At 68.3% G+C, this 21,533-nt stretch carries 25 protein-coding genes; 9 read left to right on the top strand and 16 right to left on the bottom strand.

The features are described from left to right. Positions 1-32: 32 nt before the first annotated feature. A complete protein-coding gene (locus ACYVIH_RS03940; protein WP_460866251.1) occupies positions 33-317 on the bottom strand; it encodes an excalibur calcium-binding domain-containing protein in 285 nt (94 codons plus the stop codon). Positions 318-990: 673 nt separating this feature from the next. Here ACYVIH_RS03940 and ACYVIH_RS03935 point away from each other — a divergent pair. Further along, positions 991-1,215 (top strand): hypothetical protein, encoded by a 225-nt coding sequence (locus tag ACYVIH_RS03935; protein WP_460866248.1) that lies wholly within the window; start codon positions 991-993, stop codon positions 1,213-1,215. A 20-nt stretch (positions 1,216-1,235) separates the two neighbouring features. Here the strand turns inward: ACYVIH_RS03935 and ACYVIH_RS03930 are convergent, their stop codons facing one another. From ACYVIH_RS03930 to ACYVIH_RS03910, 5 genes are all read right to left on the bottom strand, one after another. Further along, positions 1,236-1,535: a helix-turn-helix domain-containing protein gene (locus ACYVIH_RS03930; protein WP_460866245.1), complete on the bottom strand. Its 300-nt coding sequence runs from the start codon at positions 1,533-1,535 to the stop codon at positions 1,236-1,238. A 78-nt stretch (positions 1,536-1,613) separates the two neighbouring features. Next, positions 1,614-2,006 carry a MerR family transcriptional regulator gene (locus ACYVIH_RS03925; RefSeq protein ID WP_460866243.1) on the bottom strand — a complete coding sequence of 131 codons (393 nt, stop codon included), beginning with the start codon at positions 2,004-2,006 and terminating at the stop codon, positions 1,614-1,616. A gap of 1,475 nt (positions 2,007-3,481) precedes the next feature. Beyond that, positions 3,482-3,745 (bottom strand): thioredoxin domain-containing protein, encoded by a 264-nt coding sequence (locus tag ACYVIH_RS03920; RefSeq protein WP_460866241.1) that lies wholly within the window; start codon positions 3,743-3,745, stop codon positions 3,482-3,484. A gap of 47 nt (positions 3,746-3,792) precedes the next feature. Further along, positions 3,793-4,029: a hypothetical protein gene (locus ACYVIH_RS03915; RefSeq protein ID WP_460866238.1), complete on the bottom strand. Its 237-nt coding sequence runs from the start codon at positions 4,027-4,029 to the stop codon at positions 3,793-3,795. After that, entirely contained in the window at positions 4,014-4,808 is a 795-nt protein-coding gene (locus ACYVIH_RS03910) for a TSUP family transporter (protein WP_460866352.1), read from the bottom strand. The genes ACYVIH_RS03915 and ACYVIH_RS03910 overlap by 16 nt, the downstream gene beginning before the upstream one ends. A 129-nt stretch (positions 4,809-4,937) precedes the next feature. Between ACYVIH_RS03910 and eno the strand changes: the two genes are divergently transcribed. The 5 genes from eno to ACYVIH_RS03885 all read left to right on the top strand — a co-directional run bounded on the left by eno (position 4,938) and on the right by ACYVIH_RS03885 (position 8,469). Then, positions 4,938-6,200: a phosphopyruvate hydratase gene (gene eno, locus ACYVIH_RS03905; protein ID WP_460866236.1), complete on the top strand. Its 1,263-nt coding sequence runs from the start codon at positions 4,938-4,940 to the stop codon at positions 6,198-6,200. A gap of 138 nt (positions 6,201-6,338) precedes the next feature. Further along, on the top strand, positions 6,339-6,875 hold the full coding sequence (locus tag ACYVIH_RS03900) for a fluoride efflux transporter FluC (protein ID WP_460866234.1): 537 nt from the start codon (positions 6,339-6,341) through the stop codon (positions 6,873-6,875). Positions 6,876-6,903: 28 nt separating this feature from the next. Beyond that, positions 6,904-7,266: a DUF190 domain-containing protein gene (locus tag ACYVIH_RS03895; RefSeq protein WP_460866232.1), complete on the top strand. Its 363-nt coding sequence runs from the start codon at positions 6,904-6,906 to the stop codon at positions 7,264-7,266. Next, positions 7,263-7,634 (top strand): fluoride efflux transporter CrcB, encoded by a 372-nt coding sequence (crcB, locus tag ACYVIH_RS03890; RefSeq protein ID WP_460866230.1) that lies wholly within the window; start codon positions 7,263-7,265, stop codon positions 7,632-7,634. Before ACYVIH_RS03895 ends, crcB begins: the two co-directional genes overlap by 4 nt. Positions 7,635-7,770: 136 nt before the next feature. Further along, on the top strand, positions 7,771-8,469 hold the full coding sequence (locus tag ACYVIH_RS03885; protein WP_460866349.1) for a sulfite exporter TauE/SafE family protein: 699 nt from the start codon (positions 7,771-7,773) through the stop codon (positions 8,467-8,469). A 352-nt stretch (positions 8,470-8,821) separates the two neighbouring features. Here ACYVIH_RS03885 and ACYVIH_RS03880 read toward each other — a convergent pair whose 3' ends face one another. The 6 genes from ACYVIH_RS03880 to ACYVIH_RS03855 all read right to left on the bottom strand — a co-directional run bounded on the left by ACYVIH_RS03880 (position 8,822) and on the right by ACYVIH_RS03855 (position 15,219). After that, entirely contained in the window at positions 8,822-9,292 is a 471-nt protein-coding gene (locus tag ACYVIH_RS03880; protein WP_460866228.1) for a hemerythrin domain-containing protein, read from the bottom strand. Between the two features lie 137 nt (positions 9,293-9,429). After that, complete coding sequence (locus tag ACYVIH_RS03875; RefSeq protein WP_460866226.1) at positions 9,430-10,140, bottom strand: spermine/spermidine synthase domain-containing protein; 711 nt, start codon at positions 10,138-10,140, stop codon at positions 9,430-9,432. A gap of 71 nt (positions 10,141-10,211) precedes the next feature. Further along, entirely contained in the window at positions 10,212-11,735 is a 1,524-nt protein-coding gene (locus ACYVIH_RS03870) for a SulP family inorganic anion transporter (RefSeq protein WP_460866224.1), read from the bottom strand. A 156-nt stretch (positions 11,736-11,891) separates the two neighbouring features. Beyond that, positions 11,892-13,199: an MFS transporter gene (locus ACYVIH_RS03865; protein ID WP_460866221.1), complete on the bottom strand. Its 1,308-nt coding sequence runs from the start codon at positions 13,197-13,199 to the stop codon at positions 11,892-11,894. After that, positions 13,196-14,803, bottom strand: coding sequence for a peptide chain release factor 3 (locus ACYVIH_RS03860; protein WP_460866219.1), 1,608 nt, complete (start codon positions 14,801-14,803; stop codon positions 13,196-13,198). Before ACYVIH_RS03860 ends, ACYVIH_RS03865 begins: the two co-directional genes overlap by 4 nt. After that, the gene (locus tag ACYVIH_RS03855; RefSeq protein ID WP_460866217.1) at positions 14,800-15,219 is read right to left on the bottom strand and encodes a MerR family transcriptional regulator; all 420 of its coding nucleotides are present in this window, start codon (positions 15,217-15,219) and stop codon (positions 14,800-14,802) included. The genes ACYVIH_RS03860 and ACYVIH_RS03855 overlap by 4 nt, the downstream gene beginning before the upstream one ends. A gap of 169 nt (positions 15,220-15,388) precedes the next feature. On the opposite strand from ACYVIH_RS03855, the gene ACYVIH_RS03850 reads away from it, so the two are divergent. From ACYVIH_RS03850 to ACYVIH_RS03840, 3 genes are all read left to right on the top strand, one after another. Next, positions 15,389-15,640, top strand: coding sequence for a hypothetical protein (locus ACYVIH_RS03850; RefSeq protein ID WP_460866214.1), 252 nt, complete (start codon positions 15,389-15,391; stop codon positions 15,638-15,640). Further along, positions 15,637-15,843, top strand: a complete 207-nt coding sequence (locus ACYVIH_RS03845; RefSeq protein ID WP_460866211.1) for a hypothetical protein — start codon at positions 15,637-15,639, stop codon at positions 15,841-15,843. Before ACYVIH_RS03850 ends, ACYVIH_RS03845 begins: the two co-directional genes overlap by 4 nt. Before the next feature lie 415 nt (positions 15,844-16,258). After that, complete coding sequence (locus ACYVIH_RS03840; RefSeq protein WP_460866209.1) at positions 16,259-16,645, top strand: hypothetical protein; 387 nt, start codon at positions 16,259-16,261, stop codon at positions 16,643-16,645. A 129-nt stretch (positions 16,646-16,774) separates the two neighbouring features. On the opposite strand, the gene ACYVIH_RS03835 is transcribed toward ACYVIH_RS03840, so the two are convergent. From ACYVIH_RS03835 to ACYVIH_RS03820, 4 genes are all read right to left on the bottom strand, one after another. Next, on the bottom strand, positions 16,775-17,401 hold the full coding sequence (locus ACYVIH_RS03835) for a phosphatase PAP2 family protein (RefSeq protein WP_460866207.1): 627 nt from the start codon (positions 17,399-17,401) through the stop codon (positions 16,775-16,777). Between the two features lie 94 nt (positions 17,402-17,495). Continuing rightward, positions 17,496-19,181, bottom strand: coding sequence for a ribonuclease J (locus tag ACYVIH_RS03830; protein WP_460866205.1), 1,686 nt, complete (start codon positions 19,179-19,181; stop codon positions 17,496-17,498). Positions 19,182-19,233: 52 nt separating this feature from the next. Next, a complete protein-coding gene (locus tag ACYVIH_RS03825; RefSeq protein ID WP_460866203.1) occupies positions 19,234-19,440 on the bottom strand; it encodes a hypothetical protein in 207 nt (68 codons plus the stop codon). A 37-nt stretch (positions 19,441-19,477) separates the two neighbouring features. Continuing rightward, positions 19,478-21,526: a HelD family protein gene (locus tag ACYVIH_RS03820; protein WP_460866200.1), complete on the bottom strand. Its 2,049-nt coding sequence runs from the start codon at positions 21,524-21,526 to the stop codon at positions 19,478-19,480. Between the last annotated feature and the right edge of the window lie 7 nt (positions 21,527-21,533).

Here is a 21,533-nt window from a genome sequence, read left to right as displayed (position 1 = left end):
CAGCGCTCTCCAACACGCAGCGCCTTCGTGGCCTACTCGCAGACGACACCGTCGTCGTCGCGGTCGTCGCACCACCAGCACTCGTCGTCGACGCCTCGGTAGTAGAGGCCGTAGCCGTGGGCGATGACCTCGGTGCACGTGGAGAACCGGGGGTCCAGCCCACTGCCGCTGCTGGTGGTGGACCTGCGGACCACCCGGGCGGTGCGGACGGTGACGACCATGTTGCGGCAGTTCTGGGCCTTGGTCAGCAGCGTGCGCTTCTCGGCACGGTTCACGGTGAGCTTGCACTGGGTCATCACAGCGACCCACTCGGTCACGTATCGGCAGGCGACCGCCTTGCGGGGCATCCACTCGGCCGGGTCCTGGTCGGACTTAGACCGGTTCGACGCCGCGGTGACCGCGACCAGGCTGCGCTTGTCACCGAGGTCGTTGGCGAAGCGTTTGCGGGTGTCGGCGTTCCGGTGAACGAGCAGCCGGACCCAACCGAGGGATCCACGGTCGCCTCGGCGATGAGGACTTCGCGGCGGGTGTCGCAGCCGTCGGAGTCGGCGTCGGTCCAGTGCTGGAACTTGTCGCGGTCGTAGCCGCGTCGGACTTCGGTGGCCACCGTGAGGTCCTTGGTATCGCGACCAGGCGCTTCTTCACGACCCCGGCCTCCGCCGCGGGTGCGGTCGCGACGTCGGTGACCACGGTCAGCCCGGTGCTAGTTGCGAGCGTGGCGACGAGCGCCGCGACGGTGCGTCGGAACATGCTGCTTCCCCCGTGTCAGGGTTGTGAGCGGGCATCATCATCGGCGAGACCACCGACTGTTCTCACCGAATCGGTAAAGACATCCGCCCCGGCCTGGACCCGGCTGCCGGCCCGGGTAGTGGCGAGGTGCATCCGTTTCTTCTTGCGACTCATCGCGGGGGGAGGTCGAACGTGTGTGCGATTCTGCGGCATCATGGATAGATGGCCGGCGGCATGAGCAAGCGGGGACAGTGGGGGCCGATGGCAGACCGTGTCCGGGCGGAGGAGGAGCGGCAGCCGTCGCCGCCGGAGCGGTTGAAGCACTGCTGGGTCACCGACCGGCACGGTCGGCTCCCCGCGCTGCTGCTGGAGTGGCGCCGCACCACCGACGGGTTCCAGGGACGGGTGGTTCGGCCGGTGTTCGAGGACGACGGCTGGCTGGTCGTGGAGGAGTGGCTCCCGGCGGGCCTGCTGGACCCCGCGTAGCTGACCCGATGTAGCGGCCCCTACGGCGTGGCGTCGGCGTCGACCGTCGGGTCGTCCTCATCGCCTGCGGCGGTGCGTTCGCTGGGGCTAGGGCTCTCCACGAACGGGTGGGCGGCGATCCACTCCTTGGTCTCGGTGTACAGCCGTTCGACGTACCGGTCGATGTCGCGCTGTTCGACGCGGTACTGCCCGCGTCCGCCGAGCTTGATGGCGGCGAGCTCGCCGCGGCGCACGAGGGCGTACACCTGGGAGTGGGAGGTGGAGAGCATCTCGGCGACCTCGTCGAGCTTGTAGAAGCGTCGCGGCAGCGGGTCGGTCACGAGGCCGCAGTCTGCCACGGACCGCTGCCGGACGCGCCGACTCCGTCGACAGGGCTGGCGGCAACGAGGCGTCCGGGGTCAGAGCTGGGAGACGTCCTGCCGTACTCCGGGCCGGCGGAAGCGCCGTGCGTTCGCGACCACGGTGAGCTGGTCGCGGCGGAACACGCGGTGTCCGCGGGAGGTGCGGGTGCTGCGCTCGTAGGGTACGAGGCCGGCCTTCACCAGTTGTCCCACCCTCGCCCGGTTGACGCCCAGGATGGCGGCGGCCTGGTCACGGGTCACCCAGTAGCTGTTCGGCCACCGGGAGTGCGCCCGCCGCCAACGCCGCAGGGACAGCTCCTCGATGCCGTTGCGGGTGAGGGGTTCGTGGAGAAGGCCGTGCCTGCGCAGAAGCCGGGGCACGGCCGCCTCGTCGCAGGAGAGGATGCGTGCGGCCTCGGCGACGGTGATCTCGTCCGGGGCGGGCTCCACGAGCGCAGCGTAGTCGCCCGTCAAGGCGGCGCGGCGCGGCGCGTGGGTGGCGGCATTCCTACGCCGGTCGGTGGGTAGGTTCAGGACCGCAGGCACGCTGAGGCAGGCGGGGGGACTGACGGCCGAGGGCGGTGGACGCGCGAGGGTGGCGGATATTGGGACGACGTGCTCGCCCGGTGGCTCTCGGGCCGGGACCACCTGGTTCCGCCTCTGGAGCGGTGGGTGGACCGCTACTCGGGCCACGTAGAGGGGGCGGTCGACCTCGGGCACTACCCGGACCCGTGAGTCGGTGACCTGCGGTGCGTCCGCCATGAGCCGCGGGTGGTCGTCCCCGGTCTGAACCCTCGCGTCGGCTACGACCAACTCCAAGGCCCCGCGGGTACGTGGTCGCAGAGCATCCGGGAGCAGCGCTACAGCTTCTGCATCGAACGCAGTCCCGCCGAGGACCCCGTCTCGTGGACCGCGCTTCACGGCAGGCCGAGTCCGTACTGGGCGAGGATCATCAAGTTCACCCCGCTCCCCTTATATCCGACGAGCGCGGCATGCGGGGCGGCGCGAGTCCGATATTGCACCGATCCGGCGAGCTCCTCGCGAGCTGGCTCCGACTCCGATGCGGGGAGCCCGCAACCACTCAGACCGAGCGGTCCCTCGTACTGTCTAGCTCAACGTCTTCATCCAGACAGATGGCTGGATAGCGAGTGGGCGTATCTAAGGAGGTCAGCCGCTTCTAGCGGTCCATCCATCGCCTCCCAGTCCGGCAGCACGTCACGCTCCCGGCTCGACGGGAGACATGCCCGGATCGAGGCTACGGGAGACCATTAGCGAAAGAAGCCTGCGTCCTTGTGGGCGGTCAGGGGCTCGCCGGGCGAGGGGACGGTGGAGATCTGACTGGCTGGACGCTTATTGGACGTTTACCAGCGCAGAAGTCCACTGAAGCCCGCCGTTGCCAACAAGTATGAGGAAGAGCCGTGTAGCACGTTTTCGCAGGTCAGAGCCGTCTTGGGCAGTTCACAGCAAGCAAGGGCAAAGCGCCAGCCACAGGTCAAGGGGTCGCAGGTTCAAATCCTGTCAGCCCGACCAAAAAAACCGGCTCTGACCTGCGGAAACGCGAGTCAGAGCCGGTTTACGTTTTGAACTGTTCTGAAGTGTCGCTTGGTCAAGTTATCGGAGCGCGCAAGGGGCCGATGACCTGCGCAAACGCTGGCCGACCAGGACGCTTCGGTGGCGACTGTTGTTGGACGTTTACTGGTCGTAAACGTCTCCGAAGTCGCCGGGTCACGTCTCTTCGGGAGCCCTGAGGCCGGCTTCCCAGGATGTGCGCCCGGGACACCTGCAACTTCGAATGTGCGCAACGATGCAGGGCCGTTGCAGGTCAGCATTTCTTGGTGGTCTTGCCGGGCGCCTTGGACCATCGGGCGTCCTGGGGGAGCAGGCCGATCAGGCCGGCCTGCTCCCGGGCGCGCTGGTTCGCTGCTTCAGTTGCCGGTGCTGGCGGTGTAGCGGAGGTAGGGCTTGACGACCTCGAGGTCGCTGAAGCGCTTCTGTGCCTCCTCGGTGGGGATGTCGTTGCTCACGATCACCCGGTCGCCGGGCTTCCAGTCCGCCGGGGTGGCGAAGGGGTCCAGGTCGTTCATCTGCAGGGCGTCGAGGACGCGGAGGATCTCGTCGAAGTTGCGGCCGGCGCTCTTGGGGTAGGTCATCATCAGCCGGATCTTGTTGTCGGGGCTGATGATGAACACCGAGCGGACCGAATGCGCTCGGACATGCCTCCGGTTGGGGCCCTGGTCTACGCGGCGGCCGTCCTCGTTGAGACGGCACTGGCCGCGAGCGCATTCTCGAACTGGCGGATGAACCCGTCGGCCAATGAAGGCTGGCGCTCGAACTTCTTGGGGCGTAGGGCGGCATCGGCGAGGGTCGCAGCCAGTCGTGCACGCGCCCGATCGTGCTGCTCCTCTTCGTCGTTGTCACGCAGCATCCCGATGTCCCGCTTCGCGGCGATCCTTCTGGTCAGGCGTGCCGCCATACCTTGACGGCGGAGAACAGCAGCAGTGCCACCAGCAGTGGTACCAGCACCAGCTCCGGGACGACGCCGAGGAGCAGCCCGCCCGCCACGGAGCCGGTCACGGACCCGGCAGCCATGGCGGCGACGAATCGCTTGTGCGACGCCAGGACAGTGAAGGCCTGGTCTCGGCTGTAGCGGAAGAACGCGACCAGCATCGTGGGCAGCGAGACAAGCAGCGACAGCGAGCCTGCCAGCTTCACGTCGACGGCGAACAGCAGCACCAGCGTCGGGATCAGGAGCTCGCCACCGGCTACTCCCATCAGCGCGGCGACCACCCCGATCCCGAAGCCGGCCACCACCCCGGCCACGAGCTGCACCGGTTCTGCCAGATCGAGTGCAGGCAGCGTGCCGAGGCGTTCGGCGGTGAAGACGAGGGCAATCAGCACCAGCAGCACCGCCAGGACCCGGTACAACGTCGCCGTCGCCATGCGAGTTGCCCACGACGCGCCCAGCCAAGCACCCACCAGGCTTCCTGCGAGCAGGTTGACCACCACGGGCCACTGGGCTCCCACGTTTGCCAGCGGGACCGCGGCCAGCCGGGCCGGGGTTGCCGCGATCACGACGACCAGACTCATGGCCTTGTTCACGATCACCGCTGCGAGGGCCGCGAAGCCGAACACGCTCAGGAGCAGGGGGAGGCGGAACTCCGCTCCGCCGAGGCCCACCAGTCCTCCGAGAAGACCCACGGCTGCGCCACCCGCGAATCCTGCCGGGCCCGTGAGCCACCGCCCGCCCCCCACAGCGGGGCCGGCCGGAGGGTGGGCGGCTGCAGTCACCCGGCCAACGCTAACGGCCCCTTCTGCGACTCGCCTGCCTACGTGAGAGTGGGAGTTGTCCACCGCCGGGTTCGAGCCACAGAGGGGTCAACCATGACCATCGAGATTAAGTCTGTTCATGCTGTTGAGATCCTGGACTCGCGGGGTCGGCCTACCGTTGCTGTGGTCCTCCGGGATGGCGCGGGCAACGACGTCAGGGCCGGGGTTCCGTCCGGGGCGTCGACCGGCTCGGGGGAGGCCGTCGAACTCCGGGACGACGACGCCTCGCGGTACGGCGGTAAGGGAACGACGTCTGCGGTGGCCAACGTCAACGGACCTATTGCCGCGGCGCTCGCCGGCCGAAGCTTCGTGGACCTTGCTGAGCTGGACCGCCTGCTCATCGAGCTCGATGGGACCGAGAACAAGTCGACTCTTGGCGCGAACGCCATCGTCGGGGTGTCCATGGCCGCTGCCCGTGCCTTCGCCGCGGCCGAGCAGGTCCCGCTGTGGCGCTACCTCACGCCGACGGGGGTGACCCCGACGCTGCCGGTGCCGCACTTCAACGTGGTCAACGGTGGCGCCCACGCGCCGAACAGCCTGGACTTCCAGGAGTTCATGCTCGCGCCGCTCGGGGCCTCCACCTATGCCGAGGCCGTCCGGGCGGGTGCTGAGGTGTACGCCGCGTTGAAGGCCCGCCTGACGGCTGCCGGGTTCGCGACCGGCCTGGGCGACGAGGGGGGTTTCGCCCCCGACATCGCGTTGCCGGAGGACGTGCTGACCACCTTGGTGGAGGCCATCAACGACGCCGGATACGCCCCGGGCCGAGACGGGATCGCCATCGCGTTGGACCCGGCGGCCAGCGAGTTCTACCGAGACGGCGCCTATCACGTGGCCGGCAAGGCGATGAGCACCGCCGAGATGGTCGACTACTACGCCGAGCTCGTCGACCGGTTCCCGATCTGGAGCATCGAGGATGGCCTGGCCGAGGACGACTGGGACGGCTGGATCGACCTGACCCGGCGGCTCGGCGACACCGTTCAGCTGGTGGGAGACGACATCTTCGTCACCAACCCAGCCATCATCCGCGATGCCATCGGCCGCAACGTCGGCAACGCGGCGCTGATCAAGGTCAACCAGATCGGCACCGTCACCGAGACCCTGGAGGCGCTGGCGGTGTGCCGCGAGGCTGGTTACGCGGCGATGATCTCGCATCGGTCCGGTGAGACCGAGGACTCCTTCATCGCCGATCTCGCGGTCGGGTCCGGGTGCGGAGAGCTGAAGTCCGGAGCGCCGGCGCGAGGCGAACGTGTGGCGAAGTACAACCGAATCCTGGAGATCGCCGACGCCGCCCCCGATGTGGCCCTGCACTCGTTCTGAGGGTCTCGCGACACCACTCCGGCTGGAGCAACGGGTCTATCGACTGGTTAGCATGAGCCCACACGATGGCGGTGGGGCTCGCCGACAACCGTGGCACCGGGCCACCAACAGTCCCTACCTGACGAGGTAGGAGTTCGTGTGCCCGAAGAGAACGCCATCGCGGACCACCGGGAAAACCAACTTCCCGTGGACTCCGACGTGCCCACCGCGTCACGCCCGAAGCAGCGCAGACGCACCGGCGTGCTGCGGTCGCACTGGGACGTCCTGCTCGTGATCGGCGCCGGAGGCGCACTGGGAAGCCTCGCGCGGTGGGGTGTGGGAGAGCTGCTGCCGTGGTCCGGCGACGAGTTCCCATGGGCGACGTTCGTCGAGAACATCTCCGGGGGACTTGCCCTCGGAATACTGATGGTGTTCCTGCTCGACGTGTGGCCACCCCATCGCTATCTCCGCCCGTTCCTGGGCGTCGGGCTGCTCGGCGGCTACACCACCTTCTCGACATACATGCTCGAGTCGCGTGACCTCCTCGTCGGTGACGAGGCATTCACCGCCTTCACCTACCTGGCCGGCTCTCTCATTGCTGGCCTGGTTGCGGTGTGGCTCGGAATCTTCTCCGCGCGCGCTGCCGTGCGTGTGGCGCAGCATCGGCGACGGCGCCGGGAAGCAGCGCGCCCATGAACCCACGACCCGATCGAAGGAGCACCCGATGACGCTGCAAGGCACCGCGACCAGGTTGACGATCATGGTGGGGGAGTCCGACCAAGCGCACCACCACCCCGTCTACACCGAGATCGTGCACCGGGCGCACCGGGCCGGCCTCGCCGGCGCCAGCGTCTTCCGCGGCATCGAGGGGTTCGGGAAGTCCAACCACATCCACACCACCCGGCTCCTGTCACTCAGCGAGGATCTCCCTGTCGCGGTCATCATCGTCGACACCGACGAAAGGATTCGCGGATTCCTCCCCGAGCTGGAAGAACTGGAGATCGAAGGGCTGGTGATCCTGGAGCCAGTCGAGGTCATCCGCTACGCAGGACGCTCCCAGCCCAGCACGGGGGAGGACCACCCGTGACGGTGGCGATGGTGCTGCTGGGCGGAGCCATCGGGGCGCCGATGCGCTACCTGACCGACCTGTTCGTCCAGTCCAGGCACGACAGCGTCTTCCCCTGGGGCACCTTCACCGTCAACGTCCTCGGCTCCCTGATCCTGGGCGTCACGGCCGCCGTCGTCGTTGACCTGGACACGCCGACCTGGCTGCTCGCCCTCATCGGCACCGGGTTCTGCGGCGCCCTCACCACCTTCTCCACCTTCGGCTTCGAGACCGTCCGGCTTCTGGAAGAGGGGTCGGTCCTCACCGCGGCGGCAAACTGCGTCGCGAGCCTGGTCATCGGACTTGGCGCCTGCGCAGCCGGGTACGCAGCCACCGCGGCGCTCCTGTGATTCCGGCCTGGAGAACGATCCCGCGCGGCGGGCTGCACCGTGGCCGACCACCTCACAGCCGTCCCGAACGACCCCGGACAATGGCACCGTGCCAACCAACGCCGTGACCGATCTCTCCGTCCTGGCGGTCGTCTTGGTGATCGCGGCGGCTTTCGGCACCGCGTTGCTCTCAGCCGTCGCCGGATTCGGCGGGGGCGTCTTACTGCTGCCGGTCTTTGTCGCGGTGTTCGGTACTCGCGACGCGGTCGCGATCCTCACCATCGCGCAACTCGTCAGCAACGGCGGTCGGGTCTGGTTCAATCGCGGTGAGATCGACCGACGCCTCGTCGGGGTGTTCGCGGTGGGGGCTGTCCCGGCCGCCGTCGCCGGCAGCCTGCTGTTCGCCACCGCCCCCGTGCCCGCCCTCACCCGGGTCATCGGAGTCTTCCTGCTCGCCATGGTGGTGTGGCGTCGGTGGCGCCCCGAGGCAGCCCGGCTCGACGACCGAGGATTCGGGGTGGTCGGGGCAGTCTCCGGGTTCGGCTCAGCGCTGGTCGGCTCCGTGGGGCCGATGGTTGCGCCGTTCTTTCTCGCCCGCGGACTCGTCCGAGGCGCCTACATCGGAACCGAGGCCGCCTCGGCCGTTGTCATGCACCTGGTCAAGCTCATCGTCTTCGGCGCGGCCTCGGTGCTCACCTGGGGCAGTGCCGGGATCGGCCTCGCACTTGCACCGGCGACCATGCTCGACGCTTGGGCGGGCAAGAGGATCGTCGACCGCCTCCCCGTGGCCGTGTTCGTCACGCTTGTGGAGGTCGGGTTGGTTATCTCGGGACTTCTGCTCATCACCATCGGTTGATTCGACAACGGTCGCGCCGCCCATCGAACGAGGTCAGCAAGTTGCTCTGAGGAATCGAGCAACCCTCCACGAACCCTCCGGATTCAGTGGTCACGTGCACGAAACGACCGGTTACAGTCGGAAGTGTTCGAGACAGCGAACGCTGCTACAACACAAGCGATTCGGCTGTTTCCCGCAACTTTGGGTGGCACTCGGAATCGCCCTGTGTGACTCCAGAGGCCACGGGTTCAAATCCTGCCTTCGCCGCTGAGCGAAGTAGCGGTTCAGAGGTGGCCCGCGCCGTAGGCATCGGCAGCGTTGCCACGGAGTCACCCGATCCAGTCCATGTGGCAGCGGCCACCGCCTCTCGGGGTCAAAGTGGTCCGAGAGCGTCATGCGGGTCGACGTGGAGGTCCAGGGTTTCGAGCACGGTGAGGAGCTGGCGTTCCTCGTACCGGAAGTGGGACTCCATGATCGCGGCTACGCCTTCGAGGTGCCGATCCAGCTCAGGGGGTGTCGACGAGCGATCGACGGCTTCCTCGAGCCCGGTGAGCAGGTGCGCGATCATGGAGTGGTCCTGCTGCAGGTAGCGCAGAGTCTCGCGGAGCTCGGGATACTGCTCGGCGAGGGCCGGGAACAGCTCACGGTCCTCGCCTTGGTGGTGTCCGGTGAGCGCGGTGCAGAACCCACCGCAGTAGAGGAGCAGGTCTCGCGTGGCCGGTGCGGCTGCGTCGCCGTCGGCGAGTGCTGCTCGGGTGATGCTCAGTGCCTCCCGCAGCCGTTCGTGGACGGCGCGCAGCTCACGGCTCCAGGCGACCAGCCTGGTCTTGTCGCCCTCAGTCACGGACAGAGGGCGAAGGGAACGACGTCATCGTCGTCGCGCTCCTTCGATCCGGCGCCTCCATGCCTGACACGGTCTGCCACCGGCACGCGACGCTGCCCGAAGCCTAGCGCGCAAACATCGGCTGCAGGGAGCTGTCGTCAGCGGGTGGCGACGTAGACGGTGTTCGAGGACTCGCCGCGGGTGAGGGGGTTCGGGAACGTGACGAGCTCGGCTCGCGCGGTGGGGAAGACCTGGGACAACACCTCGAGAAACGCCTCGTCCGGCGGGTCGTCGGACCAGAGCGCGAAGACGCCCTCGGGCTTCAGGTACCGCGTCAGTGCGGTGAGGCCGTCGTGGGTGTAGAAGGCCGCGTGGCTGGGGTTGAGCACGTGCCGTGGGGTGTGGTCGATGTCGAGGAGGATCGCGTCGTACTGCTCCGGCGCGCCCTCTCCGAAGCCACTTTCGCCGGCGACCAGGCCGAAGAAGTCACCGAGCACCAGTCGGACTCGTGGATCGTCGGCGAGACCGGCTGTGTCGGGCAGGAGATTGCGGCGGTGCCAGTCGATGACCGGCGCGATGGCGTCGACGACGGTCAGGGTTCGGCCGCGGGGTTCCTCGAGGGCGGCTGCGGCGGTGTAGCCGAGCCCCAAGCCACCGACGAGTACGTCGAGGTCGTCGCCGGGTGTCTGTGCCAGCCCGAGTCGGGCGAGCTCGATCTCGGCGACGGTGAAGAGGCTGGACATGAGGAACTCCTCGCCGAGCTTCACCTCGTAGACGTCCACGCCCAGGGACGGTTCGACCCGGCGCCGCAGGCTGATCTCACCGAGAGGGGTGTTCTGCCAGTCGAGCTCCTCGAACCTAAGGCTCATGGGGCTCCCTTCTCGGGGTGAGAGGTGGACCCCCGGCCCACTCGCTAGGAAGGGCGGGCCGGGGGCGTCTTTCAGTGGCCTGCGCCGAGGTGGCCGCTGAGCCGGTCGTGCATGTGCGCGCTGGCTCCGTCGAGCCCGACGATCTCCACGTTCTTGCCCTTGGACTCGAACTTGTGCTGGACCGCGTCGAGGGCGGCGACCGTGGAGGCGTCCCAGATCTCAGCGTAGGTGAGGTCGATGATGACGTTCTTCGGGGCCCCGACGTAGTCGAACTGGGAGTACAGGTCGTTGCTGGTGGCGAAGAACAGGGCGCCGCGGACGGCGTACACGTGGGTGTCCTCGCCGATCTCGGCGACGTCCTCGACGACCGTGAGGTGGGCGACGCGGCGGGCGAAGAGCACCATCGCCACGAGCACGCCGACGATGACGCCGTAGGCGAGGTTGTGGGAGAAGACGGTGACCGCGACCGTGGAGAGCATCACGATGGTCTCGCTCTTGGGCATCCGGCGCAGGGTGTTGCGCTGGATGCTGTGCCAGTCGAAGGTGGCGACCGAGACCACGATCATGACCGCGACCAAGGCAGCCATCGGGATGATGGCGACGAGTCCGCCGGCCCCGACGACCAGGACGAGCAGGAACACGCCGGCCAGGAACGTGGAGATCCGGGTGCGGGCACCGGAGGCCTTCACGTTGATCATGGTCTGGCCGATCATCGCGCAGCCGCCCATGCCGCCGAAGAACCCGGTGATCACGTTCGCGGCGCCCTGGCCCCAGGTCTCGCGGGTCTTGTTGGAGTGGGTGTCGGTGACGTCGTCGACGAGCTTGGCGGTCAGCAGCGACTCGAGGATGCCGACCAGGGCCATCGCCAGGGCGTAGGGGGCGATGATCTGGAAGGTCTCCATGGTGAACGGGACGTTCGGGATGAGCAGCGTCGGGAGGCTGTCGGGCAGCTCGCCCTCGTCACCCACGGTCGGCACGTCGAAGGCCATGAACACCGTGATGAGGGTGAGGACCACGATCGCCACCAGCGGCGCCGGGACGGCCTTGGTCACGCGGGGGAGTGCGTACATGATGACCAGACCGAGCGCGATCAGGGGGTAGACCAGGCCGGGTACGTCGACCATGTGCGGGACCTGGGCGAGGAAGATCAGGATCGCCAGGGCGTTGACGAAGCCGACCATGACGCTGCGGGGGATGAATCGCATCAGCTTGGCGACTCCGGCGGCGCCGAGGAGCACCTGGAAGATGCCGGCCAGGATCACCGTGGCGATGAAGTAGTCCAGGCCGTGGTCGCGGGCGACCGGGGCGATGACCAGGGCGATGGCGCCGGTGGCGGCGGAGATCATCGCGGGGCGTCCGCCGAGGAAGGCGATCGAGACGGCCATCGTGAACGACGCGAACAGACCGACGCGCGGGTCGACGCCGGCGATGATCGAGAAGGCGATCGCCTCGGGGATCAGCGCCAGGGCGACGACGAGGCCGGCGAAGACCTCGGTGCGCAGCCGCTTCGGTGACCGCAGGGTGGCGAGGACGGAGGTGTTCTCGTCCTCCTCGACCTCGCGGGGGTGGACGGGGGCAGGGTGCTGCTGGGACACGCGTGTCATCCGTTTCGTGGTCGTGGCACGCGATGTCCAGGGGCTTGCTGCCCTGCTGTCTGCGTCGTTGCAGGCGTGCGGAAGGTGCTGAAGAACTGGGAAACTGGGGCATGATCGGAGGGCGGGGCCGCTCCGGAAGACTGGGTCAACCCTACCCTAACGGGAAGGTAGGGTCGAACCGGTGACCGGCTCCGGGACGTGATCTCGGGCACGCGGCGGCTTCACGACCATCGCCGCGACGACCACCGCGAGCGGGAGGGCGACGCTGCCCAGGAGCACCGTGGTGTAGCTGCCGGTCATCTCGAAGCCGGTGGCGAAGAGCAGTGGGCCGAATGCGGTGGATCCGACGCTGATCGAGGCGACGAAGCCGCGGATGGAACCGAGGTGCTTGGTGCCGAAGTACTTCGGCACCGAGGCAGCCTCCAGCGCGCGGATGGAGGAGCCCGAGGCGCCGAGGGCGACGCCGAATCCGATGGCGGACCACCCGGGATCGACCACGACGGCCCACACCAGGGCGCCGGCGAGCATGAGCATCGAGGCTGCGGTGAGCCACCGGGAGCTGAGCCGGTCCACGAGGTGACCGGTAGCGAGGGTGGCGACCAGGCCGGCGATCGTCTGGGGCATGAAGTTCGCCGCAGCCTCGGCGGTCGACAGGCCTCGTTCACCGAGCAGGCTGATCTGGTGGAATGCGACGGCGGTTGAGAGCAGGCCGGACACGGCCACGCCGGCGGTGAGCACCCAGAAGAACGGCGTCCGGAAGGCCTCGCGACGGGTGGCGCCGCGCTCGACACGGTGCGTGTCGTGTTCCTCGACCGGTACGCCGTCAGGTCGTTGACCGAGGTGGGCGGGGTCGTCTCTCATCGCGAAGACAGCCAGGGGGATGACGATGGCCCAGATCAGCAGGCCCTCGACGACCCAGGCGGTGCGCCATCCGTGCGCGCTGATCAGGCGTTCGAGGAGCAGCGGTGCCGCCGAGATCCCGGCCGCGCCGGCGGCGGAGACGATCCCGAGCGCGGACCCGCGGCGCCGGATGAACCAGCGGGCGGCCGCCGTGGTGGCGGTGAGGCCAAGGGCGCCCTGGCCGAGCAGGCGGATGCCGACGAAGCCGATGGTCAGTCCGGTGAGGCCGTGGACGAGGGAGAGCGAGAGCAGGACCGCGCCGAAGAGTGTCCCGATGACGAGCATGCTGCGCCGGGTGCCGTACCGGTCGATGGCACGGCCGACGAACGGCATGGCTGCGGCGCCGGTCAGGGTGCCGACCAGGTAGGCGGTCGAGATCTGCCCTCGGCTGACGCCGAGGTCGCGGATCATCGGGTCGATGAACGCCGAGACGGCTGCGGTCTGGCCCGGTGCCGTGGCGGCAAGTGCGATCGCCGCGTAGGCGACGATGTGCCAGCCGTAGAAGTTGTCGGGTTTGGCTGCTGCGGGGGAGAGACGTTCCTTCAGGGTCTGTTGGCTGCTCAACGCTCTCCTGCGACGAGGGGCTCGAGCATCAGCTCGGGCTGGTTGCGCTCGACGGCCTGGGCACGCCACTTGTCGGGGAACAGGGCCAGCAGCTCACCGTCGGAGCGCTTGAGGACCTCCACGCCGCGCAGGCTGTTCAGCTCGGCGACGTCCTCTGGCCGGGTGCGGCGGGCGACGGAGTAGTCGAGGCGCTCGAGCCGCACGGGTGCGTTGAACTCGCTGGCCATACGTGCTTCGGCGACCTCGAACTGCATCGGGCCAACCGCAGCGAGCACCGGGGCCTGGTCGCCGCGGACGTCGGAGCGCAGCACCTGGACGACCCCTTCCTGGTCGAGCTGCTCGATGCCGCGGCGGAACTGCTTGTAGCGTCCGGCGTCCTTGGCGCGGACGACCATGAAGTGCTCGGGTGCGAAGCTCGCGATCGGGGGGAACCGGACCGGCTGCGTCTCGTAGATCGTGTCACCGACCCGCAGGGCGCTGGCGTTGACCAGGCCGACGATGTCGCCGGGGTAGGCGGTGTCCACGACAGAGCGCTCGCGGCCGAAGACGGCCTGGGCGTACTTGGTGGCGAACGGACGGCCGGTGTCGGCGTGGGTGGCGACCATGCCGCGGCGGAACACCCCGGAGGTGACCCGGGCGTAGGCGAGCCGGTCGCGGTGGGCGGCGTCCATGCCGGCCTGGACCTTGAACACGAACGCGCTGAACGGCTCGTGGACCTCGCGCTTGGCGCCGTCGACGTCCGGCGTCGCCGACGGTGCGGGGGCCAGGGTGACCAGGGTGCGGAGCAGCTGGGCGACCCCGAAGTTGAGGATCGCGGACGCGAACAGCACCGGCGTGGTCTCTCCGGCGAGGAAGAGCTCCTGGTCGTGCTCGGCGCCGTCGGCCTCGAGCAGGTGGTGCTCCTCGAGGGCGTTCTGCCAGTCGACGCCGTACTCGGTCAGCGCCGTGTCGGGGTCGAGCCGCTCCTCGGGGGCGCGGGTCGCGCCGCCGGCGGTGCGGGTGTAGGCGATCATGTCGCCGCTGCTGCGCTCCAGCACTCCGTGGAAGTCGCCGGAGATCCCGACCGGCCAGGTCAGGGGAGTGGGCTGCAGTCCGATCTCCTTCTCGATCTCATCCATCAGCTCCAGCGCCTCGCGGCCGGGGCGGTCCCACTTGTTGATCACCGTGATCACCGGGATCCGGCGGTGGCGGCAGACCTGGAAGAGCTTCAGGGTCTGCGGCTCGAGGCCCTTGGCGCCGTCAACGAGCATGACGGCGGCGTCGACGGCCGCGAGGACGCGGTAGGTGTCCTCGGAGAAGTCGGCGTGGCCGGGTGTGTCGACGAGGTTGATCACGTGGTCGCCGTAGGCGAACTGCAGCGCGGCGGAGGTGATGGAGATCCCGCGGGCGCGCTCCATCTCCATCCAATCCGAGACGGTTCCCTTGCGGCCGGCCTTGCCGTGCACGGCGCCGGCCTCGGAGATCACCTCCGCGTGCAGGGCGAGCGCCTCGGTCAGGGTCGACTTGCCGGCGTCGGGATGGCTGATCACCGCAAACGTGCGGCGTCGGCTGGCTTCCCGGGCAACGAGGGTGCCGTCGACCTGCGTCGTGGCTGTAGCAGTCACTTGCTCTGGTTCGCCGCCTTCTTCTTCTGCCGGTTGATCTCGCGTCGTAGGTCACTAGCGAAACTCTCCGCGACCTCGAGTTGTTCCTTCAGGGCGGTGACGCGGGCTGCGGTCACCTCGCGATACATCTCGAGCCGCCCGACCAGCTGGTCATGCTCGACGCTGAGGGGGTCACCGGCCTCGAGACCGTCGAGGACCGACAGAACGTCCTTCATCTCCTCCAGGGAGAACTCCAGCGGCTTCATCCGCCGCACCAGCCGCAGACGCGCGACGTCGGTCTCGGAGTACAGCCGGAAACCGCCGGTCGTACGTGCCGACGGCGTGACCAGTCCCACTTCCTCGTAGTACCGGATCGTGCGCAGGCTCAGACCGGTCTGTTCGGCGACCTCGCCGATCTGCATGTGGTGAAGACCCATGACGTTCGCATCCTGTCGAGAACACTGATTCGACGAGTCTACCGTCACGTCACGGCAGAGTCACATCCACGCGCCCTCGTGCGGCCATGTGCTCCACCTAGCTCCGATTTCAGTCTTACCTTACGTAAGGGTAGACTTTCGGGCAGTTGTCAATCGCATGAGGAGTCGCGTGGCTACATACAAGGTGCGGTACGTCGACGGCCGCGAGCACGAGGTGATCGCGCAGCGGCTGTCCACTGACCATGACTGCACGACGTTCGAGGTCCGTCGCGAGGGAAGCTGGCAGAAGCTCACCCAGGTCGCCAACAGCGAGGTGGAGACGGTTCGCCAGCGGATCACCGAGACCAACGGAAGCTTCCGGTGGGTCACCGCCCGGCCGGCACGGCAGATCCACGAGTACACCACCCGGGAGTGGCGATGAGCACGGTCACGCGCGTCGCCATCGCGGACGCGGTCTGGGACGCATTCGAGGCCGGCGGCGCGCGGCGCTCTGAGATCCTCGCTGTCGCCACCAGCAAGAAGGCACCGCCCGCCGTCCTCGACCGGATCGCCGAGCTGCCGGACCGCCATTTCTCCCACGTCCGAGACCTGTGGAGACACATGCCGGAGGTGCCCGTTGAGTGATCACGGCATGGCGCTCCATCTGCCGCGTCGGCCGGACTGGACCGTGCGAGCACCTTCGCGCCGAAGCCGTATCGTCGAGGCCGCCTCCGCGGTGGCCGGCGAATGCGCCTGTGGATCTCCTGTCGTAGGAGTCCTGCGCGGCTTCGGACACGCTCGTCGGAGTGAGGCCGCAGCGATCCGTCGGCGACTCAGTCGGGAGAACGTCGACGTACACGACCTGGCAGCGGCGATGACCGCGTCCGCGTTGGCTACTGCTTCCCTGCGGGGCGAGAAGCTCCCGCATGTCTGTGTGTACGTCGATGCCACGGGAGGCGCCGGCCTCGAAGCCGAGCGCGTCGCTGCCCTCGCAGGGGTCCCCATCGTTCGGGCTCGTGATCGCGAGCATGAGCGCGAGACGACCCCTCGTCTTGAGGAGATGCCGATCCTTCGGACCTTCTTCCATCACGACGAGCCGCACATGTTCCCGTCGGTGTCCGGGCAGATCCCAGACGTCGCGTTCGACGAAGTCCGGGTGGTGCCCAACCAGCCCGAGACAGGTGAGCTGCGCATGACCGTGGGAGACAACGTGCCCGTGGTCCTCGAGGCAGGGACCGAGCTGGTGGTCCAACCCTTGCCCGGCCTGGCCCGGGTGGTAGCGCGGCCTGTGCGGGGTGAGGAGCGCACCTGGATGACAGACGAGGTGCGTGTCGACCAGGTCTCGGGCATCCACACCGTGCACCGGGACGGCCTCTGCTTCGCCGACCTCGACGGTGTCCTGTCGATCGCGGGCCAGCAGACGGGACTGCGCCGCTACACCGTGTGAAACACAGGCCGCTGACCCACCAAGCGACTGCGAGGCGCGCCGGCAAACCGAGTGTGCGGCCGAGATGCGATCCCGGGCTCAAGGCACGGGGCCCCGCAACCTCGGGCGGTCCTGGCGTTTCAGTCGCCGCTACCGTGGACGGTCGTCGTGCTGCGGCCGCGGTCCTGGCGTGAGCGTAGCCGGCCTACCATCCATCCTGGTCAGCAGGCCGGCGATCGCGGGAGCACCGGCCAGCACTGTCACAGCGACCACGCCAAGGCCGAGAACGGCGCCCGCGAGGACGTCATGCGGGTAGTGCGCGCCTTGGCCCACGCGGCCGACGGCGACAGCCACGACCAGCGCAGCGCCCCACCGGTAGGACCGCGGGGCGAGGACCCAGATGGCCAGCGCCAGACCGGCGGCGATGGCCATGTGATTACTCGGGAATGACCAGTCTCCGACCGCGGGGCACTCCTCGAGGGGGAGGACGACGCGACACGGCCGCTCCTCCTTGAGCAGCAGCTTGACCGACTCACTGGCGACGTACCCCACCATCACACCCGCGCCGGCCGCGAGACCCAGCGCCAGGACCCTGACGGTGCGCCGAGACCGCCACAGGACGACTCCGTAGCCGACGAGCAACCCCAGGGTCGCTGCGTCTGCGAGTACGCCGATCATCGGCAAGCCCGTGGTATGGGGTACGACGGCCCTGTAGAGCACCTCGCCGGCCGAGGCCGAGAACCATGCCGCCAGGGCCAGGAGGGTGGTCAGTCCCAACGTCGCGACGGCGTAGAGGACCCTTGCCGTCGCAGAGACATCCCATACCCTGTGCGCCGGCGACGGCGATGGCTCACCCGGAGCCGCCGCAGCCCTAGGCATCCACCACGATGGTGATGATCAGGGGACTGCGGCGGAACTTCTTGTGCGCCCACCTGCCCACGTCGTGGGTGATCATCTGCTCGAGCTGGTGGGCCTCACCGATGCCTTCCCGGGCCGCATGGGCAAGGGTCTTCTCCACGACAGGTACCGCCCCTTCGAATGCCTCCTGGTCATGGACGAACCCGCGGATCAGGAACTCCGGCGGCTCGGCCAGCTCGCCGGTATCGGCGTCGACGATGGCAAGTACCGTGACCACGCCTTCCTCGGCGAGGGTGCGCCGGTCCTTCAGCGATGCCTCGGTGGCACCGCCGACGGTCTGCGCGTCGACGTACACGTTGCCTGCCGGCACCTTCCCGGTGATCTGCGCGCGACCTCCAACGAGGTCGACGACCACGCCGTCCTCGGCGATGACGACCCGCTTCGGGTCGATCCCGGTCTTGACGGCCAGGTCGGCGTTGGCTTGGAGGTGTCTCCACTCCCCGTGGACCGGCATCACGTTCGCGGGCCGGACGACGTTGTAGCAGTAGACGAGCTCTCCAGCGCTGGCGTGACCGGAGACGTGCACCTTCGCGTTGCCCTTGTGCACCACCTTGGCGCCCCACCGGGTGAGGCCGTTGATGACGCCGGAGATGGCGTTCTCGTTGCCGGGGATGACCGAGCTGGCCATCAGCACCGTGTCGCCGGCCTCGATCCTGATCTTGTGCTCGCGGTTGGCCATCCTGGACAGCGCGGCCAGCGGCTCGCCCTGGGATCCGGTGCAGACGATCGCCGCCCTGGTCGGGCCCATCCGTTCCAGCTGTTCGAACGGCACCACGAGGTTCTCAGGGACTCGGAGGTAGCCCAGGTCGCGGGCGACGCCCATGTTGCGCACCATCGACCGGCCCACGAAGGCGACCTTGCGGCCGTGGGCGTGAGCAGCATCGAGGATCTGTTGGATGCGGTGGACGTGGCTGGCGAAGCTGGAGACGATGATGCGCCTTGGAGCGGTGCGGAACACGGTCTCGATCGCTGGTGTGAGCTCGCGTTCGGACATGGTGAACCCGGGGACCTCGGCGTTGGTGGAGTCCACCATGAACAGATCCACGCCCTCCTCGCCGAGGCGGGCGAAGCCGCGCAGGTCGGTGATGCGGCTGTCGAGGGGAAACTGGTCCATCTTGAAGTCGCCGGTGTGCAGGACCAGACCGGCCGCGGTGCGAATCGCCACGGCGAGCCCGTCGGGGATGGAGTGGTTGACGGCGAGGAACTCCAGGTCGAAGGGTCCGAGCGTGACCCGGTCGCCCTCCTCGACGTGCTGCAGCTTCGGCTTGATCCGGTGTTCCTTGAGCTTGGCGTCGATCAGCGCCAGGGTCAGCCTGGAACCGACGACCGGGATGTCCGGTCTTTCCCGCAGCAGGTACGGGACACCGCCGATGTGGTCCTCGTGGCCGTGGGTCAGCACCACGGCGGCGACGGCGTCGAGGCGGTCGCGGATCCAGCTGAAGTCGGGAAGTATGACGTCGATCCCGGGTTGGTGCTCTTCGGGGAACAGCACGCCGCAGTCGACGACGAGCAGCTTCCCGCGGTGCTCGAACACGGTCATGTTTCGGCCGATCTCGCCGAGACCGCCGAGCCCGACGATGCGCAGACCGTCTGCGGGCAGTTTCGGGGGAGACTGAAGCTCTGGGTGGGGATGGCTCACAGCGTCACGCTATCCATGGGTGCGCTGGGCGTTCTGCCGGGTTCGGTGCGGTTCAACTCTGGTCCTCCTTGGACAGTTGTAGCCAGATCTCGTCGAAGGTCTCGTAGTAGCCCTCGGTGAGCCCCAGCAGGGTGTCGATGACCTCTTGGCGGGCCGCGGACTGGATGGCGGTCATCAGCAGGTCGCTCCTCATGGCCCCGCCGGACCGGAACGCCGCCGCGGTGTGCTCACGCAGCTCATGTCGAGGGATGCGTGGCATGTTCAGCTCGGTTTCGGGTGGGCGGGCACGCGCACGTTCACCGGTCCCACCCCGTGGATGGCTCAACCGTCTGGGACACGTGGTCGAGCTCAGGCGGGAGCGGTTCGGTGTGGACGATGGTGAGGCGGGAGACCGCGCGGGTGAGGGCGACGTACAGGTGCCGCAGCCCCACGCGAGCTCGTTGGTTGTCGCCGGCGCTCGGTCCGGCGAGGAAGTCGCGGGGTTGGGCGAGGACGACATGGTCGAACTCGAGCCCTTTGGCGAGGCTGGCGGGCACCAGCTCGACGCGCGGGCTGGACGGCAGGGCCCGCTGCAGCTCCTCGAGAGCCGAGTCCGGTGCGATGACGCCGACCATGCCTTCGTCCACGAGAGCCTTGGCCACGGCGTCGAGGGTGCCGGTGACGAGGTCGTCGCAGGCCAGCAGGTGGACGGCTCCGTCCGAGCGGACCGACCGCGCCGGCGACACCGAGACTCCGAGCTGAGGAAGGAGCCGGTTGGCCAGCTCGATGATCACGGCAGGCACCCGGAAGCCCGTGGTGAGCTCGGTGTGCTCAGCGTCGGCGCGGCCGAGGTGCCGCATCTGCGTCTCCCAGTCGGCGGCTGCCCACGGGGTCGTGCCCTGGGCCAGGTCGCCGAGCACGGTCAGGGCGCCGGACGGACAGCGTCGGGCGATGGCGCGGCACTGCATGGGGGAGAGGTCCTGGGCCTCGTCGACCACCACGTGGCCATAGGTCTGCATGGACGCGAGCGACTTCAGGTGCGACTGGAGCTCGTCGAGCAGCAGGACGTCGGCCGCGGACGGCTTGAGCGGACCCTGACGACCCAACAGGGCCGTCTCGTCTGCGGTGAACAACCCGGAGCACACCGATGCACGGAAGGTGTCGTCGGTGTAGAGCTTCCGCAGGACCTGCTTGGCGGACAGACGGGGCCACACCGCGTCGAGGAAGGCCTTGACCTCGGGTTTGCGCTTGATGTCTTGTGCCCACTTGGCGTCCCCGGCCCGCATGAGACGCGCCTCGAGCTGGCGCATCAGCCCGTGCACCACTGCCCGTTCCAGCGACTTGCGGCCTGCGTCCCAGGTGCGGTTGGTCTCCCGTGCCTGGCGGACCGCATCGCCCAGGTCGTCGACGTCGAGGTACGCCCGTGCCCCGGCATGGGTGATCATCAGCTTGTCCTGGACCTGGCCCACGTGGCTCCACACGGCCCGCTCGCAGACCTCGGCCATGCGCCCGTCGTGCTTGAGCAAGGCCACGTCATGCGGGTCGCTGTGGGCCGCCTCGGCTGCCCCGGTCAGCTCGTCGACGGTGATCTGCCACACCGATGTCTCACCGAGCGTGGGCAGGACGCCTGCGATGTAGCGCAGGAAGCTTTCATTGGGTCCTACGACCAGCATGCCGCTTCGTGAGAGCTTGCCCGGGTAGTTGTAGAGGAGCCAGGCGGCACGGTGCAGACCCACCGCGGTCTTCCCGGTGCCCGGTGCGCCCTGGACGCACAACGTGGTCTCGGCGTTGCGGCGGATCAGCTCGTCCTGCTCGGGCTGGATGGTGGCGACGATGTCGCGCATCGGACCGGTCCGTGGGCGCTCGATCTCTGTGGTCAGGAAGTCGGAGGCGAAGTCCTGTCCCAGGCGGAGGTCCTCGTCCTCGAAACCGGTCAGCGTGCTGCCCTGGAAACCGAAGCGTCTCCGCTTGGTGACCTCGAGCCGCCGGTGAGCGGAGGCTCGGTAGTAGCGCTCGGCGATGGCGGCGCGCCAGTCCACGACCAGGGGGATCGACCGGTCGGTCTCGTCACGCACGTGGCGTCGTCCGAGGTGGTAGTCGTCGCCGGAGTCGAGCCAGATTCGTCCGAAGAACAGGGGGATGTCGCGGGCGGCGAGGTCGTCGAGGCGTTCGCCGCTGTGCCGCGCCATGGCGAACCCCATGTTGTGGTCCGGGCCGGCGTCGTCGGCGTAGCGGTTCTGCTTGGCCTCGATGAAGTCGACCTGGAACTTGTCGGTCAGCGTCACGGTCGTGTTGCGCATCGTCTCCATGGCGGTACGCGCGCGGTCGTGGTGGTCGATCTCGGCACGGAGCTCGATCTCGGACACAGCGGGA

Source organism: Nocardioides pakistanensis (assembly GCF_054781215.1).
This window is presented reverse-complemented; position numbering and strand designations above follow the sequence as displayed.